Annotated in this window: 12 protein-coding genes; 3 read left to right on the top strand and 9 right to left on the bottom strand. The window is 60.7% G+C overall.

The features are described from left to right. The 5 genes from QZ511_RS09520 to QZ511_RS09500 form a co-directional block, all read right to left on the bottom strand. A partial coding sequence (locus tag QZ511_RS09520) for an Rnf-Nqr domain containing protein (RefSeq protein WP_295802017.1) occupies positions 1-383 on the bottom strand: 383 nt, incomplete at its 3' end. Positions 384-392: 9 nt separating this feature from the next. Next, a complete protein-coding gene (locus QZ511_RS09515; RefSeq protein WP_295802012.1) occupies positions 393-1,175 on the bottom strand; it encodes a Na(+)-translocating NADH-quinone reductase subunit C in 783 nt (260 codons plus the stop codon). Next, positions 1,168-2,367 carry an NADH:ubiquinone reductase (Na(+)-transporting) subunit B gene (locus QZ511_RS09510; protein ID WP_295802009.1) on the bottom strand — a complete coding sequence of 400 codons (1,200 nt, stop codon included), beginning with the start codon at positions 2,365-2,367 and terminating at the stop codon, positions 1,168-1,170. The genes QZ511_RS09515 and QZ511_RS09510 overlap by 8 nt, the downstream gene beginning before the upstream one ends. 2 nt (positions 2,368-2,369) lie before the next feature. Next, positions 2,370-3,710 carry a Na(+)-translocating NADH-quinone reductase subunit A gene (locus tag QZ511_RS09505; protein ID WP_295802007.1) on the bottom strand — a complete coding sequence of 447 codons (1,341 nt, stop codon included), beginning with the start codon at positions 3,708-3,710 and terminating at the stop codon, positions 2,370-2,372. Positions 3,711-4,128: 418 nt separating this feature from the next. Further along, a complete protein-coding gene (locus QZ511_RS09500; RefSeq protein ID WP_295802015.1) occupies positions 4,129-5,592 on the bottom strand; it encodes a glyceraldehyde-3-phosphate dehydrogenase in 1,464 nt (487 codons plus the stop codon). A 315-nt stretch (positions 5,593-5,907) separates the two neighbouring features. Here QZ511_RS09500 and mfd point away from each other — a divergent pair, with 315 nt between their 5' ends. From mfd to QZ511_RS09485, 3 genes are all read left to right on the top strand, one after another. Further along, complete coding sequence (mfd, locus tag QZ511_RS09495) at positions 5,908-9,432, top strand: transcription-repair coupling factor (RefSeq protein ID WP_295802005.1); 3,525 nt, start codon at positions 5,908-5,910, stop codon at positions 9,430-9,432. An 80-nt stretch (positions 9,433-9,512) separates the two neighbouring features. Continuing rightward, the gene (locus QZ511_RS09490; protein WP_295802002.1) at positions 9,513-10,403 is read left to right on the top strand and encodes a CsiV family protein; all 891 of its coding nucleotides are present in this window, start codon (positions 9,513-9,515) and stop codon (positions 10,401-10,403) included. A gap of 130 nt (positions 10,404-10,533) precedes the next feature. Continuing rightward, positions 10,534-11,769 carry a DUF819 family protein gene (locus QZ511_RS09485; protein WP_295802000.1) on the top strand — a complete coding sequence of 412 codons (1,236 nt, stop codon included), beginning with the start codon at positions 10,534-10,536 and terminating at the stop codon, positions 11,767-11,769. 189 nt (positions 11,770-11,958) lie between these two features. Here the strand turns inward: QZ511_RS09485 and QZ511_RS09480 are convergent, their stop codons facing one another. The 4 genes from QZ511_RS09480 to QZ511_RS09465 form a co-directional block, all read right to left on the bottom strand. Next, the gene (locus QZ511_RS09480) at positions 11,959-12,174 is read right to left on the bottom strand and encodes a cold-shock protein (protein WP_295801999.1); all 216 of its coding nucleotides are present in this window, start codon (positions 12,172-12,174) and stop codon (positions 11,959-11,961) included. A gap of 274 nt (positions 12,175-12,448) precedes the next feature. Continuing rightward, complete coding sequence (locus tag QZ511_RS09475; protein ID WP_295801997.1) at positions 12,449-13,570, bottom strand: mechanosensitive ion channel family protein; 1,122 nt, start codon at positions 13,568-13,570, stop codon at positions 12,449-12,451. A 106-nt stretch (positions 13,571-13,676) separates the two neighbouring features. Beyond that, entirely contained in the window at positions 13,677-14,690 is a 1,014-nt protein-coding gene (gene nagZ, locus QZ511_RS09470) for a beta-N-acetylhexosaminidase (RefSeq protein ID WP_295801995.1), read from the bottom strand. Between the two features lie 91 nt (positions 14,691-14,781). Further along, a complete protein-coding gene (locus QZ511_RS09465; protein WP_295801994.1) occupies positions 14,782-15,411 on the bottom strand; it encodes a TetR/AcrR family transcriptional regulator in 630 nt (209 codons plus the stop codon). Positions 15,412-15,417: the final 6 nt, after the last annotated feature.

Below are 15,417 nucleotides of genomic sequence, written 5' to 3'. Positions count from 1 at the left end.
AAGAAGCTGTCCTTGGGACCGTGCTTCATGGCGAAGGCTTCCGCGCGGCCCATCACGATACAGTTGGTGATGATCAGGCCGACGAATACAGACAGCTGCTTGGAGATGTCGTAGGCATAGGCTTTCAGGATCTGATCCACCACGATTACCAGAGAGGCGATCACGGTCATCTGCACGATGATCCGGATGCTGTTCGGAATCTGGTTGCGGATCAGGGAAACCGCCATGTTGGAGAAGGCGGTTACCGTGGTCAGTGCGATACACATGACCAGGGTGACCTGCAGCGAGCTGGTTACCGCCAGCGCGGAACAGATACCGAGGATCTGCAACGCGATGGGGTTATTGTTGAAAACCGGCTCCAGCAGAGTGTCTTTCAGTTTCATACTCATGACTTACGCCTCCCCTGCTTTCAGGTTTTTCAGGAAGGGACCATAACCCTGGCTACCCAGCCAGAAGTTGATCAGGTTGTTGACGCCTTTACTGGTCAGGGTCGCACCGGACAGGCCATCTACCTGATGCTTGGCGTTGGCGCTGTTGGGATCGACACTGCCCTTGATCACGGCGATATCGACACTGCCGTCAGCGTCGTAGACTTCCTTACCTTCCCACTGGGCTTTCCAGCGGGGGTTGTCCACTTCACCACCCAGTCCCGGGGTTTCCTTGTGTTCGTAGAAGCCCAGGCCGGCAACGGTCTTGAGGTCGTTTTCCAGTGCCAGGAAGCCGTACAGCTGGCCCCACAGGCCGTAGCCGCGAACCGGCAGGATGATGCGCTGCAGTTCGCCATTCTTCTCCACCACGTACACCTCTTTGGTGTTTTCGCGGCGAATGATCTTGGCGGTGTCCTGCTCCGCAGGCAGCCTTTCGCTGGCATCGGCGATCTTGGCAGCAGCGCGGCCAGTGCCGCCCGCCGGCGCTTCATCGGTGAACTTGCCAGTGCTCAGGTCCACGTACTTGATGGTGACGTTGCCAAACGCCTCCTCGATGACCTTGCGGCTGGTCTGATCGGGATCGATCAGGCCGCCGGCCAGCAGTACGTTTTTCTTCATGTCCAGCTCGGCGTTCGCTTCCTGCTTGGGCTTGAGCATCACTGCCGCGGTGGAAACCACCACGGAGCAGACGATACACAGCACCAGGGCGACAATCAGAGTACCTTTTACAGAATCTTTATTAGCCACGTGCCAACCTCCGTTTGATATGGGACTGCACCACGAAGTGGTCAAACAGCGGCGCGAACAGGTTGGCGAACAGGATCGCCAGCATCATGCCTTCCGGGAAGGCAGGGTTCACCACGCGAATCAGGACACACATCACGCCGATGAGGATGCCGTACCACCAGCGACCGGCATCGGTCATGGCAGCGGATACCGGGTCGGTAGTCATGAAGATCAGACCGAAGGCGAAACCGCCTACTACCAGGTGCCAGTACCAGGGCACATTGAACATCTCGTTGGTGTCGGACCCGATAAAATTGAACAGGGTCGCAGTGGCCATCATGCCCAGCAGGGTGCCGGCAACGATGCGCCAGCTGGCGATCTTCATGCCGATCAGGATCACGCCGGCAATCAGCATGGCCAGGGTGGAGGTCTCACCGATGGAGCCCTGCATCTTGCCGAAGAAGGCGTCCATCCAGGTCAGCTGGCCAGCCACACCGTTCTGAATGCCGTCGCTCGCCAGTACCGACAGCGCGGTGGCACCGGTGTAACCGTCAACCGCGGTCCACACGGCGTCGCCGGACATGGAAGCCGGGTACGCAAAGAACAGGAAGGCACGGCCGGTCAGTGCCGGGTTGAGGAAGTTTTTACCGGTACCACCGAATACTTCCTTACCGATCACCACGCCGAAGCTGATACCCATCGCCACCATCCACAGCGGCAGATCCGGCGGACAGGTCAGCGCGAACAGAATGGAGGTCACGAAGAAACCTTCGTTGACTTCGTGGCCGCGGATCGCCGCGAACAGCACTTCCCAGATACCGCCGACGATGAAGGTCACCGCGTAGATCGGCAGGAAGTACATGGCGCCGTAGACCAGGTTGTCCCACAGGCTGCCGGCGTCATAGCCGGTCAGCGCACCGATGATGGCGTGACGCCAGCCGGTCAGTTCCGGATTGGCCATGCCGTCGATGATGGTGTTCGCCTGGAAGCCAACGTTCCACATACCGTAGAACATCGGGATCATGGCGCAGGCCCACACAGTGATCATGATGCGCTTCAGGTCGATACCGTCGCGCACGTGCGCGGTGGACTTGGTGCGATCGGCCGGCTGGAACAGACCGGTGTCGATCGCCTCGTACAGCGCGTACCACTTTTCGTATTTACCGCCCTTGTGGAAATGCGGCTCCATGTTGTCGAGTAGTTTACGCAACATCCTTAACCCTCCTTCTCAATGCGAGTCAGGTTGTCCCGCAAAATGGGGCCGAAATCGTACTTGCCCGGGCACACGAAGGTGCACAGTGCCAGGTCTTCTTCATCCAGCTCCAGGGCACCCAGTTGCTGCGCAACCTGGGTATCGCCAACGATCAGCGCACGCAGCAGCTGGGTCGGCAGGATGTCCAGCGGCATCACGCGCTCGTAAGTGCCGATGGGCATCAGCGCACGCTCGGAACCGTTGGTGCTGGTGGTGAAATTGAAGAGCCGGTTTTTGAACAGGCGCGACAGGTAGACCGGCAGAATCGAGAAACGCTTGTTGCCGGCGCGCATGTAGTGCAGGAACGGGCGCTCGCGGCCCTCTTCCAGCACCGTCACCTGGTTGTGGTAACGACCCAGGTAGCCCAGCGGGCCCGTTGCGGTACGGCCACCGAATACGGAACCGGAAATCACGCGGTTGTCATCACCGGTAGTTTCGCCTGCGGTCAGCGCGCTCAGGTCGGCACCCAGGCGGGTGCGGATCAGGCGCGGCGCGGAAACCTGGGAACCACCGAGGGCAATCACGCGGTCGGTGAACAGTTTGCCGGTTTCAAACAGCTTGCCGACGGCAATCACGTCCTGGTAACCGATGGTCCACACCTGGCGGCCGGGCTTGACCGGGTGCAGGAAGTGGATGTGGGTACCGGACAGGCCAGCGGGGTGCGGGCCGGCGAAGGCTTCGCGCTGTACGGAGGCGGCGCTGGGTACCGGAATATCGGCGTCCGGCGCGGTGCAGACAAAGGTCTTCTCTGCCAGCTTGGCCAGGATTTCAACACCCTGGACAAAGGCGTCGCGCTGCTCGGCGATGATCACCGCAGGGTTCGCTGCCAGCGGGTTGGTGTCCATGGCGTTGATGAACAGCGCGGAAGGCTGGGCATCCAGGGCCGGCACCTTGCTGTACGGGCGGGTGCGCAGCGCGGTCCACAGACCGGACTCCACCAGGTTAACCCGTACCTGCTCAGCGGTCAGGCTGGCCAGCTGGTCAGCGCTGTAGCTGGCAAACTGTTCGGCTTCGTCGCCCTCGACCTCAATCACCACGGATTGCAGCACGCGGCGGGCGCCGCGATTGATGGCAACTACGCGGCCGGCGGCCGGTGCGGTGTAGCGCACGCCTTCGGTTTTCTTATCGGTGAACAGCAGCTGTCCGAGTTTGACGCTATCCCCTTCTGCCACTGCCATCGTCGGCTTCATCCCGTTGTAATCGGGACCAATCACCGCGACAGTCTTGGCAGCCTGGCCATCATGGATGACCTGCTCGGGCGCGCCGGATATGGGTAAATCCAATCCCCGACGGATCTTTCTCATACGCCTATGCCTAAGTTCTAAGTTGGTAGGTTTAAAAATTTCTAGGTTTAGAAAACGCTAAAAATGAAAAGGAGAAACCCGTAGCGGGGGCTTAGGCCATGGCTCGCCGGAGGGTAGCGATCAAATAATAGACGCTACGATATGGCTCCACTCTTATATAAAGGAAGTTGCATGCCCCCGGGACGCGCAAAACCCCGCTATTGCCTCCGCAACCCGCAGTCTTTGCGCATATATTTTCCCGGCGCACGGCGGCCCCGCAAAATCGCGCGCATTATAAGGATGGGACAGGTTGTTTACCAGAGTGAATAGGGCCAAAAGCGGCCAAGAGAGGGAAAATTTTGCTGAAAAAACAACAACTTTAGGGGAAGTAGCATACGGGACGGGCACTGCCCGCCCCGCACGTGGGCCTGGCGCCCTATCAGTCTTTCTTCGGGAAAAGCTTGTAGCGGACGCCAGCCATATCTTCCAGGCAGCGCACCACCTGGCAGCTGTAGCCGAATTCGTTGTCGTACCAGCAGTACAGCACCGCATTCTTGCCATCGACAATGGTGGCAATGGAGTCGAACACACAGGCGCGACGGGAGCCGACAAAGTCGCTGGACACCACTTCCGGGGAGTTGGTGTAGTCGATCTGCTGGCGCAGCGGTGAGTGCAGAGCCACCTCGCGCATATACTCGTTCAGCTCGTCCTTGGTGGTTTCCTGCCCCAGGTTGAGGTTCAGGATCGCCATGGACACGTTCGGCGTCGGTACGCGGATGGCGTTACCGGTCAGCTTGCCCTTCAGCTCGGGCAGCGCCTTGGCTACCGCCTTTGCGGCACCGGTCTCGGTCAGCACCATGTTCAGCGCTGCCGCGCGACCGCGACGCTCACCCTTGTGGTAGTTGTCGATCAGGTTCTGGTCGTTGGTGTAGGCGTGAACGGTTTCCACGTGACCGTGTTCCACGCCGTACTTGTCCATCATCGCCTTCAGTACCGGCACGATCGCATTGGTGGTACAGGAGGCGGCAGACAGGATCTTGTCTTCCGGCTGGATGTCGCCGTTGTTGATACCGTAAACGATGTTCTTCAGGTCGCCCTTGCCCGGTGCGGTCAGCAGCACCTTGGACGCGCCCTTACACTCCAGGTGCCGGGCCAGGCCTTCCTCGTCACGCCATACACCGGTGCTGTCCACGATCAGCGCATCGTTGATGCCGTGCTGGGTGTAGTCCACTTCCTGCGGGGAGTTGGCGTAGATCACCTTCACTTCATTGCCGTTGCAGATCAGGGAGCCGCTTTCCTCGTCCACGCGGATGGTGCCGTGGAAGGCGCCGTGTACGGAGTCGCGACGCAGCAGGGAGGCGCGCTTGACCAGGTCGTTGTCGGCCTTGCCCTTGCGCAGCACGATGGCGCGCAGGCGCAGCACGTCACCACTGCCCGCCTTCTCGATGAGCAGGCGCGCCACCAGGCGACCGATTCGGCCGAAACCGTAGATCACCACATCCTTCGGCTGCGGCAGCGGCGTACCGGCACCCTCTGCATCCGTCAGTTCTTCGCGCACGAAATCATCGACGGTGAGGCCGCGCTGGTCGCGCATGTATTTGTTGGTCAGGGTACCTAGGTCGATATGTACCGGGCCCAGTTCGAGCTTGCAGATGGCTTCCAGCACCGGGAAGGTCTCGAATTCAGACAGCTCGTTCTCTTCCACCTGACGCACGAAGCGGTGTGCCTTCATGATGCTCAGGACAGAACGGTTCACCAGGTTTTGGCCGTACATATAAATGCCGACGTTGCGCTCCCGGTTGAGCTTGCCAATCATCGGAATCATGGATTCCGCCAGCGCTTCGCGCTCCTTCCAGTCCTTGAAAAAGTCAGCGGGCTTCGGTCGCTTCTGAGTCACGGTCAGACACCTCTGCAAAGTGAAAAAAGTAGTTCCGGATACACGACTGTAGCGCCTAAAAAACAGGCTGCCGGGCCGTGTGGCAGCGCATTATGTGGATTACCCCATAGGCGCGCAACCGCACGAAAAACAGCCAAAAAACTGTAGTTAAACTACATTTTTTCCCGCCCGATACAGTGGCTCCCAAGCGGGAAAGCCACCCCCGGCGAAGCACCCTGCAAGCGGGAATTTTTTACCCTGCCTGCAGCGACAGCAGATCATCGCTACAATAGCGCTCCCCCGCACTCCCGGCGGACAAAAAGTACGGAATTATAAGGAAACATGAGTCACTTCCCCCCTTTGTCTCCCCCCGCGTTCCGCGCCCGGAATGACCGCCAGTTCTGGGGCCAACTGCACGGCGCCAGCGCCGCCCTGGCCATCCTGAATGCTGCCAGAGCCTCGGCCGCGCCCACCCTACTGATCGCCCGCAACAGCCAGGAAGCCCACCAATTAGAGGTGCAGCTGAAATTTTTTAACAAGTCGCGGCGAGATAGCACCGGAGAACAGAATGCTCCGGCGGGCGGGAAAACGACTCCCGGAGAGGCTGCCGGCGGCGCACTGGAAATCATCCAGTTTCCGGATTGGGAAATCCTCCCCTACGACACCTTTTCGCCCCACCAGGACATTATTTCCGACCGCCTGGCCACCCTGTACCGGTTGCCGCAGATGGGCAGCGGCGTGGTTATCGTGCCGATCAGCACCCTGCTCCACCGCCTGGCGCCGAAGGACTATATTGCCGGCAACGCGCTGATCCTGAAGGAGGGCCAGAAGTTCGACCTCGACGCCCAGCGCAAATTACTGGAACAGGCCGGTTACCACTGCGTGGACACGGTGTACGAGCACGGGGAATTCGCCGTGCGCGGTTCGCTGATGGACATCTACCCTATGGGCAGCACCCTGCCCTACCGCATCGACCTGTTCGACGACGAAATCGAGTCCCTGCGCACCTTCGACCCGGAGGACCAGCGCACCGTCGACCGGGTGGACCAGATCCACATGCTGCCCGCCCGGGAATTCCCCATGCACAAGCCGGGACTGGCGAAATTCCTGGAGCGCTGGCACGAGCAGTTTGAGGTGGACCCGGGCCCGGTTTCGATCTACCAGGACATCAGCGCCGGCATCGCACCCGCGGGTATCGAATATTACCTGCCACTGTTTTTCGAGCAGTGCGCCAGCCTGTTCGACTACCTGCCGGACGCAAGCCCGGTGTTCATCCAGGGGGATATCCAGCAGCCAGTGGAGTCTTTCTGGCGGGAGACCGAAAACCGCTACCAGAGCCGCCGCGGTGACCTCGCCCGCCCGATCCTGGAGCCGCGCCAGGTGCTGTTGAATATCGACGAGTTCTACAGCGCGCTGAAGACCCGGCCGCGGGCATTCTTTTCCAACGAATCCCTGCCGGAAGCCGAGGGCAACTACAACTTCGCCACCACACCGCCCCCCAGCCTGCCGGTGAACGGGCAATCCGAGCAGCCCCTCGGTGCGCTGGAAGCCTACCTGATGGACTACCCCGGCCGGGTCCTCTTCTGTGCGGAGAGCGGCGGCCGCCGCGAGGCCCTGCTGGAACTGCTGAACGGCATCCGCCTGTCCCCCAGGACCTTCGACTGCTGGAGCGATTTTGTCGCCGGCGACGAACAGTTCGGCATCACCGTCGCCCCCATCGACCAGGGGCTGGTGCTCGAGGATCCCGCGGTCAACCTGATCGCCGAGCCGCAACTGTTTGGCGAGCGGGTGCTGCAGCAGCGCCGGCGGCGCAAGGCCAAGGAAGATGCGGACAACGCGGTCAAGAACCTGGCGGAACTGCGCATCGGCGCCCCGGTGGTTCACATCGACCACGGCGTGGGCCGCTACAAGGGCCTGCAGAGCCTGGAGATCGACGGCCAGCAGGCGGAATTCCTGACCCTGGAATACGGCGACGGCGCCAAACTGTATGTGCCGGTGGCCAGCCTGCACCTGATCAGCCGCTACTCCGGTGCCGATGAGGAGCTCGCCCCGCTGCACAAACTGGGCAGCGAAGCCTGGCAGAAAGCCAAGCGCAAGGCGGCGGAAAAGGTGCGCGACGCCGCCGCTGAACTGCTGGATATTTACGCCCGCCGCGAGGCGCGGGTAGGCCACGCGTTCGGCAATCCGGGGCTCGCCTACCGGGAATTCGCCGCCGGCTTCCCGTTCGAGGAAACCCCGGACCAGCAGCAGACCATCGAGGCGGTGGTGGCGGACATGCTGTCCGACAAGCCCATGGACCGCCTGGTGTGCGGCGACGTGGGCTTCGGCAAGACCGAGGTCGCCATGCGCGCGGCCTTCGTTGCCGCCCACGGTGGCAAACAGGTGGCCATGCTGGTGCCCACCACCCTGCTCGCTCAGCAGCATTACCAGACCCTGCAGGACCGCTTTGCCGACTGGCCGGTGAACGTCGAGGTAATCTCCCGCTTCCGCAGCAGCAAGGAAGTGGATGCCATCAAGGAGCGCGTGGCCGATGGCAAGGTGGACATCCTCGTCGGCACCCACAAATTGTTGCAGAGCGACCTGAAATTCAAAAACCTCGGCCTGCTGATCATCGATGAGGAACACCGCTTCGGTGTGCGCCAGAAGGAGAAACTGAAGAGCCTGCGCTCGGAGGTGGACATCCTCAATCTTACCGCCACGCCCATCCCGCGCACCCTGAATATGGCCATGGCCGGTATCCGCGACCTGTCGGTGATCGCCACCCCACCGGCACGACGGCTGTCGGTAAAGACCTTTGTGCGCGAGCGCGACGACGCCCTGGTCAAGGAAGCGATCCTGCGCGAGATCCTCCGCGGCGGTCAGGTGTACTTCCTGCACAACGAGGTCAAAAGCATCGAGCGCATTGCCCGCGAGCTGCAGGAACTGGTGCCCGAGGCGCGCATCGGCGTCGGCCACGGCCAGATGCGCGAGCGCGAGCTGGAACAGGTGATGAGCGACTTCTACCACAAGCGCTTCAATGTGCTGGTGTGCACCACCATCATCGAAACCGGCATCGACATCCCCAGCGCCAATACCATCCTGATCGAGCGCGCCGACAAGTTCGGCCTGGCCCAGCTGCACCAGTTGCGCGGGCGCGTGGGCCGCTCCCACCACCAGGCCTACGCCTACCTGCTCACACCCAACAAGCGCGCCATGACCGCCGATGCGGTCAAACGCCTGGAGGCCATCAGCGAGGCCCAGGACCTGGGTGCGGGCTTTACCCTGGCCACCCACGACCTGGAAATCCGCGGCGCCGGCGAACTGCTGGGGGAGGAACAGAGCGGCCAGATCCAGAGCGTCGGCTTCAACCTGTATATGGAGATGCTGGACCACGCGGTGAAGGCGATCCGCGAGGGCCGCACACCCAACATCGACGAGCCGCTGGAATCCCCGGCGGTGGACGTGAATCTGCGGGTACCGGCGCTGATTCCGGAAGACTACCTGCCGGACGTGCACAGCCGTCTGATCATGTACAAGCGCATTGCCAACGCGGAAGACAAGGCGGCACTGAAGGAATTGCAGGTGGAAATGATCGACCGCTTCGGGCTGCTGCCCGAGCCGGTCAAACACCTGTTCCGGATCACGGAAATCAAGCTCAATGCCAATAAAATGGGCATTCGCAAGCTGGAGGCTTCCGCCAGCCGCGGGCGCATCGAGTTTGCCGACAAGGCCAATGTGGACCCGCTGACCCTGGTCAAGCTGGTCCAGAGTCGCCCCACCACCTTCCAGCTGCAGGGCGCGAACCAACTGAGCTTTGCACTGGACGAAAGCGGCCCGGAACAGCGCCTGCAGCAGGTGAGCGAGGTGCTCGACCAGCTGTCGCAATAGCGCGACGGCCGCACGAACACCCCGGCAAACAGTGATAACATGGGCGGATGTTTCCGCATAACGACAACAGCAGTATCAACATGACCAAATTAGCAAATCGGTTCAGAAATGTAGCCAGCGCCCTGCTAATCGCGCTGTGCGCCGGCGGCGCCGAGGCGGCCAGTTATGCCGGCACCCAGTTCGAGATCGAAATGGTGGTATTCAGCCGCGACAACGGTATGAGCCAGTCCCGGGAGACCTGGCCCGCCGCGCCGCTGCTGCAGTATGGCGAGCGCTGGGTGGACTTCCAGACCCCTTCTGCCCTGGACCCCGCACTGCCCGCGTTGCAGCCGGCACCCAACCAGCTGGACAACAAGGTGGCGGCCCTGCGCCGGGCTTCCGGCTACCAGGTCCTGTTCCACAAGACCTGGCGGCAGGTACTGGTCCAGGAACACCGCGCGCCAGAGGTATTGATCAGCGGTGGCCCGGTATTCGGCGATCACCACGCCCTGGAAGGCAGTGTCACCCTGAGCGTGTCCCGCTACCTGCATATCAACACCAACCTGTGGCTGAGCGAGTTTGACGGCGCCATGCCAACCGGCGCCCTGTCCGGCGACAACACAGTGCCGAGTGGCATCCTGGTGCCACAGCGGCCGGTCGCGAAGCCCCTGCCGCAACCGGGGGACGAGCCGATGGGCCTCTCTGCCAATGACGGCTTCGGTTTCAGCAACACCGAAAGCGCGAACAACGGCAGCTATAGCACCAGCGCCGATTCCGCCGAGTTTTTCGCCGGCGACGCGCCGGCGGTAGCGGCCAGGACTTTCGCCAAGAACGTCGCCGTGCTGAATGAAGCGCGCCGCCTGCGCAGCGGTGAGCTGCACTATATCGACCACCCGAAACTGGGTGTGCTGATCGAAATCCGCAAAGTCACACCAGAGGAACCGGATCCGGAATCGGAGCTGGAAGAGGATATGGACCTGCCGGCCAACTGATCGGCAGAAATCCCACAGGCGGCCCTACAGGGGCCGCTTTCCGTTTTTCACATTGCATACCGGTAAAAACTTTTTCCGGTACTGCCAAAACCTTTCAAACCCACAAAAATAACGCAGACGACCCGAATATATGATCACCAACGACGCCGTCATCCTGGGCATGCTGGCCGCCATTCTCGGCCTGGTTTTTTACACCGCAAGCAGCGAACACCGCTTCTGGAAACGCTTCTATCGTTTCATTCCGGCCCTGCTGCTGTGCTACTTCCTGCCCTCACTGCTGACAACCTTCGGCATCATCGACGCACACAACTCCAACCTGTATTTTGTTGCCTCGCGCTACCTGCTGCCGGCGAGCCTGGTGCTGCTTACCCTCAGCATCGACCTCAAGGGCATCATCAATCTCGGCCCCAAGGCACTGATCCTGTTCCTTACCGGTACCCTGGGTATCGTGATCGGCGGGCCCATCGCACTGCTGGTCATGTCCTACATTGACCCCGAGCTACTGAACGGCGCCGGTCCCGAGGCGGTCTGGCGCGGTATGACCACGGTTGCCGGCAGCTGGATTGGCGGCGGTGCCAACCAGGCGGCGATGAAGGAAATCTTTGACGTGGGCGACCAGGTGTTCTCGGCCATGGTTGCGGTAGACGTGATCGTGGCGAATATCTGGATGGCGGTACTGCTGGTCATGGCCGGCAACGCCAAGCAGCTGGATGCCCGCCGTGGCGCCGACACCAGCGCCATCGATACCCTGCGAGACCGCGTCGAACAGATGCAGCGCAAGCACTCCCGCATTCCCAGCCTGCAGGACCTGATGCTGATTGCGGCGGTGGGTTTTGGCGTTACCGCCATCGCCCATGCATTTGCCGACGTGCTCGCCCCCTGGTTCCAGACCAACGCCCCGCAACTCGCGCGCTTCAGCTTTACCAGTCAGTTTTTCTGGCTGATCGTGATTGCCACCACCCTCGGTATCGCGATGGCGTTTTCACCGGCGAAGAAGCTCGAGGGTGCCGGCGCCGCCAAGGTCGGCTCCGTATTTATCTATTTCCTGGTAGCCACCATCGGTACCCATATGGATATCACCGCCCTCAAGGACAGCCCGGAATTGTTCGTGCTGGGGGTCATCTGGATGGCAATACACGCGGGCCTGATGCTGCTGGTGGCCAAACTGATCAAAGCCCCGACATTCTTTATGGCGGTAGGCAGCCAGGCCAACGTGGGCGGCGCCGCCTCGGCACCGGTGGTGGCCGCGGCCTTCCACCCCTCCCTGGCCCCGGTGGGTGTATTGCTGGCCGTGATGGGCTATGCACTTGGCACCTATGCGGCCTGGTTCTGCGGCCAGCTGCTGCGGGTGGTGGGAGCCGGCTAAGCGCCGGCCGAGCCAAAAACGCAAAAAGCCCGCACACTATCGGATTACCGATAGTGTGCGGGCTTTTTTAATTAACGCCACCTGTACGCAAACCCCGAACCAGAGAGGCTATCAACCACAAGCCAACGGTGATGATCCGGGAATGCGCGTTTCAGATGCCGGGCGGACCCGGCTCAGGCTCAATGAGCGTTATTCGCAGGGAACGACGTCTTCCGCCAGCAGGCCTTTGTCGCCCTTCTGCATTTCAAATTCAACCGCCTGTCCTTCGTTCAGGGTCTTGTACCCTTCTCCGCGGATACTGCGGTAGTGCACAAAAATATCTTCCGCCCCTTCCGAACAGGTGATAAAGCCATAACCCCGGGCATTGTTAAACCACTTCACGGTACCCGTAACGCGATCACTCATTAAGCCAACCTCATTTATTGTTATTGCGCCTGCCTCGGTTACGGGCAATGCGCCTACCCCACTTGCAGCAACCGAACCGGTCACTATCTCGAAGTACCCGCCCTTAAACACGGGTCACCCCGATTCTTAGATAAAACAGCGCCAGTGTCTAGGTTTGTGCGTGAAATTAATGTTACGTCGCAACAAGAATGCGCAACAAATCACCAAAACAACCGGCGACGCACCACATAAATGAACAATTCATGCGCACAGTACGAACCTGTCAAAAATGCCATTAGCGTACCAAATCACTTTCCCCGGCACGCTCCCCTGCCATCTGCGGCAATTCCGCAATATGCAATGTGGAGGTCGGGAAGGCACAGGACGCACCGTGTTGTTCGATGATCTGCAAAATCTTCAGCAGCACGTCCTGTTTGATTTCGTGATAACGCACCCAGTCCGTGGTTTTGGTAAAGGTGTAGATAAAGAAGTCCAGTGACGATGGTGCGAACGAATTGAAGTTCACAATCAGCGTCTGATTGGTATCGATTTCCGGATGGTGCTGCAGCATCGCCTTGACGTCTTTGACGATCGGCGCCATCAGCGCGGCGTCGTCGTAGCGAATACCGACGGTCTCGTAAATCCGGCGGTTGAGCATACGGGACGGGTTTTCCACCGAAATATGGGTAAACACACCGTTGGGGATATACAGCGGGCGCTTGTCGAAAGTGCGGATACGGGTAAGGCGCCAGCCGATATCTTCCACCGTGCCCTCGATTTCCTTGTCCGGCGAGCGGACCCAGTCACCGACCGCAAACGGGCGGTCGAGATAAATCATCAGGCCGCCAAAAAAGTTCGCCAACAGGTCCTTGGCGGCAAAACCGATGGCAAGGCCACCAATGCCACCCATGGCAAGCACCCCGCTCACGCTGTAGCCGAGACGCTGCATGATGACCATCGCCGCGGTGACCATGACCGAGGCGCGAACCAGTTTACCGATGGCACGCACGGTGGTGGCGTCGATGGGCTTGCGCATAAAACGCGGGTCGGCGAGGTTCTGCTCCACTTCCTTGGCGAAGCGCAGCGCAAACCAGGTAACCACCACCACAAAACCGATCGCCCGCGGCTTGCCCGCGAGCCAGGTAAGCACCTCGGCATCGGTGGCGGCGCCCGCACGGGCGGCGGCAACAGACAGCCCCAACAGCCAGATCAGAATCGAACCGGGGGGATTAATGGAATTTACCAGCGCGTCGTCCCAGGGATTGACGGTGCGCTCGGCGCGCTCGCGCAGCCGGTTGACGAACAGGCCCAGTACCCAGGATGCCAGTGCCGTAACCAGGACAATGAAGAACACCTCAGCGATCCAGAAGCGGTCATCCCCCACCAGAGTACGCAAAAATTCTTTTACCGACGCCACAAAAAACTCCGTTTACTTTAACTATTCCGAACGATGCGGTTTATGAAATATCTATTGATTCGATACATGTTTGTGCGCCGGAACCGGTGCCTGCGCATGGCCATACTTACATCCAGGACGCGAGCCACTCGCGGGTTGCGTGCCAGCGCGATGATTTTTCCAGCTCTTCCCAGCTTTTGATGACCGCGCGCCCGCGCATCCGCTCCAGGCGCCGGCTGGAATCCGGGTCCGACTCAAAGTCCTCGAGGGCACCCAGTACTTCGACAGCGCCGGCGCGATTGTTACATACCACGCCCATATCACAACCCGCCGCCATCGCCGCGCGGATCCGCTCAGCGTAGCCACCGGCTGCGCCGGCGCCCTCCATGGTGAGGTCATCGCTGAAGATCACCCCACCAAAACCGAGCTTGTCGCGCAGAATGTCCTGCAGCCAGAACCGGGAAAAGCCCACGGGGTTTTCATCCACCAGGGCAAAGCGGATATGCGCCGGCATCACCGCGTCCATCAAGCCCGCGGCAATGGACTCCGCAAACGGTTTGCAGTCGCTCTCCATTACCTGCGCCAGAGTGCGCTGGTCGACGGGTAGCTCTTCGTGACTGTCCTCCAGCACCTGGCCGTGGCCGGGAAAATGCTTGCCGGTGGTGGCCATACCCGCTTCATGCATGCCCAACATAAACGGGCGCGCCTTTTCCATCAGCAGTGCCGGGTCACCGCAAAAACTGCGATCGCCGACAATGCGGCAGAAATTCTCATCGGCATCGAGCACCGGTGCAAAACTGAAATCGATCCCCAGCGCCAGCAATTCGGCCGCCAGCAGCCAGCCCACATCCTGCAGCTGCTGCGCATTCGCCCGCGCACTCAGCGCCTGCATCGAGGGGATACGGGTAAACTCGTCGCGAAAACGCTGCACCCGCCCTCCCTCCTGGTCCACCGCCAGCAGGATTTCCGGGCGCACTTCGCGAATCTCCGCCACCAGCCGCTGGAGCTGGGTCCGGTTCTGGTAGTTGCGGGCAAAGAATATCAGTCCGCCCACCTGGGGATGCCGCAAAATCTCGCGATCCTCCGCGGTGAGTGCAGTACCCTCCACATCGATCATCACCGGTCCTAGCCGAGCCGCCATGTCTATCTCTCCTGAAACTCTCACGGGCGCACCCCGCAAACGGGGCACGCGGTGGCAATCATAGCCGGAATCGGCGGTCGATTTAGCGAACTCAGTCCTGCGCTGTCAGCAGGGCCGCGGCCGCCGGAGCAAGTCGCGCAAGCGTCTCGTCGAGACTGCTCTCTGCGCCGAAATCCTCCCTCAGGATAGCTTCGATGGCGTCAAAGCTCGACAGGGAAAAGATGGTGGCGCCGAGCATGAAATACAGGCGCCAGTAGAAGGTCACCGGATCGATATCCGGCAGGGCCACTCTCAGCAAGCCGGCAAAGCGCTGGTAGCTGGCCCCGTAGCGGGAAACAATAAAACGGCGCAAATGGCCCTGGGACTGGGTGTAGGCAAGCCCCAGCAGCCGCATAAAGCGCTTGGGGTCGCGCCCGTCGCTGGCAAGGCCACCCAGCGCCACCTGGTACAGGGACTGCAGCAGGTCATCCACTTTCAGCTGCTGGTCCGCACTGGCGCGACGGCTCAGTTCCCGGTCCAGATGTTCCGTAAAAGGCGTAAGGAAGCGCTCGAAAACAGCCTGTATCAGCTCTTTTTTCGAACCAAAGTGGTAATTGACCGCTGCCAGATTGACGCCAGCGGTACTGGTAATGGTGCGCAGGGAAGTTTCGGTAAAGCCGCGCTCGGCAAACAGCACTTCCGCTGCGTCCAGAATGCGATGAACAGTATCCAGCTGACTCATGCCAGT

The sequence above is a fragment of the uncultured Microbulbifer sp. genome (genome assembly GCF_913055755.1).
GTDB lineage: Bacteria > Pseudomonadota > Gammaproteobacteria > Pseudomonadales > Cellvibrionaceae > Microbulbifer.
The sequence above is the reverse complement of the archived record's forward strand: the minus strand, read 5'-3'. Positions and strand labels throughout refer to the sequence as shown.

Excerpts from the sequence above, each read along its gene's own strand:
- nagZ (WP_295801995.1), bottom strand. The coding sequence starts at position 14,690 with ATGGCGGCTCGGCTAGGACCGGTGATGATCGATGTGGAGGGTACTGCA.
- QZ511_RS09485 (WP_295802000.1), top strand. The coding sequence starts at position 10,534 with ATGATCACCAACGACGCCGTCATCCTGGGCATGCTGGCCGCCATTCTC.
- mfd (WP_295802005.1), top strand. The coding sequence starts at position 5,908 with ATGAGTCACTTCCCCCCTTTGTCTCCCCCCGCGTTCCGCGCCCGGAAT.
- QZ511_RS09505 (WP_295802007.1), bottom strand. The coding sequence starts at position 3,710 with ATGAGAAAGATCCGTCGGGGATTGGATTTACCCATATCCGGCGCGCCC.
- QZ511_RS09510 (WP_295802009.1), bottom strand. The coding sequence starts at position 2,367 with ATGTTGCGTAAACTACTCGACAACATGGAGCCGCATTTCCACAAGGGC.
- QZ511_RS09490 (WP_295802002.1), top strand. The coding sequence starts at position 9,513 with ATGACCAAATTAGCAAATCGGTTCAGAAATGTAGCCAGCGCCCTGCTA.
- QZ511_RS09480 (WP_295801999.1), bottom strand. The coding sequence starts at position 12,174 with ATGAGTGATCGCGTTACGGGTACCGTGAAGTGGTTTAACAATGCCCGG.
- QZ511_RS09465 (WP_295801994.1), bottom strand. The coding sequence starts at position 15,411 with ATGAGTCAGCTGGATACTGTTCATCGCATTCTGGACGCAGCGGAAGTG.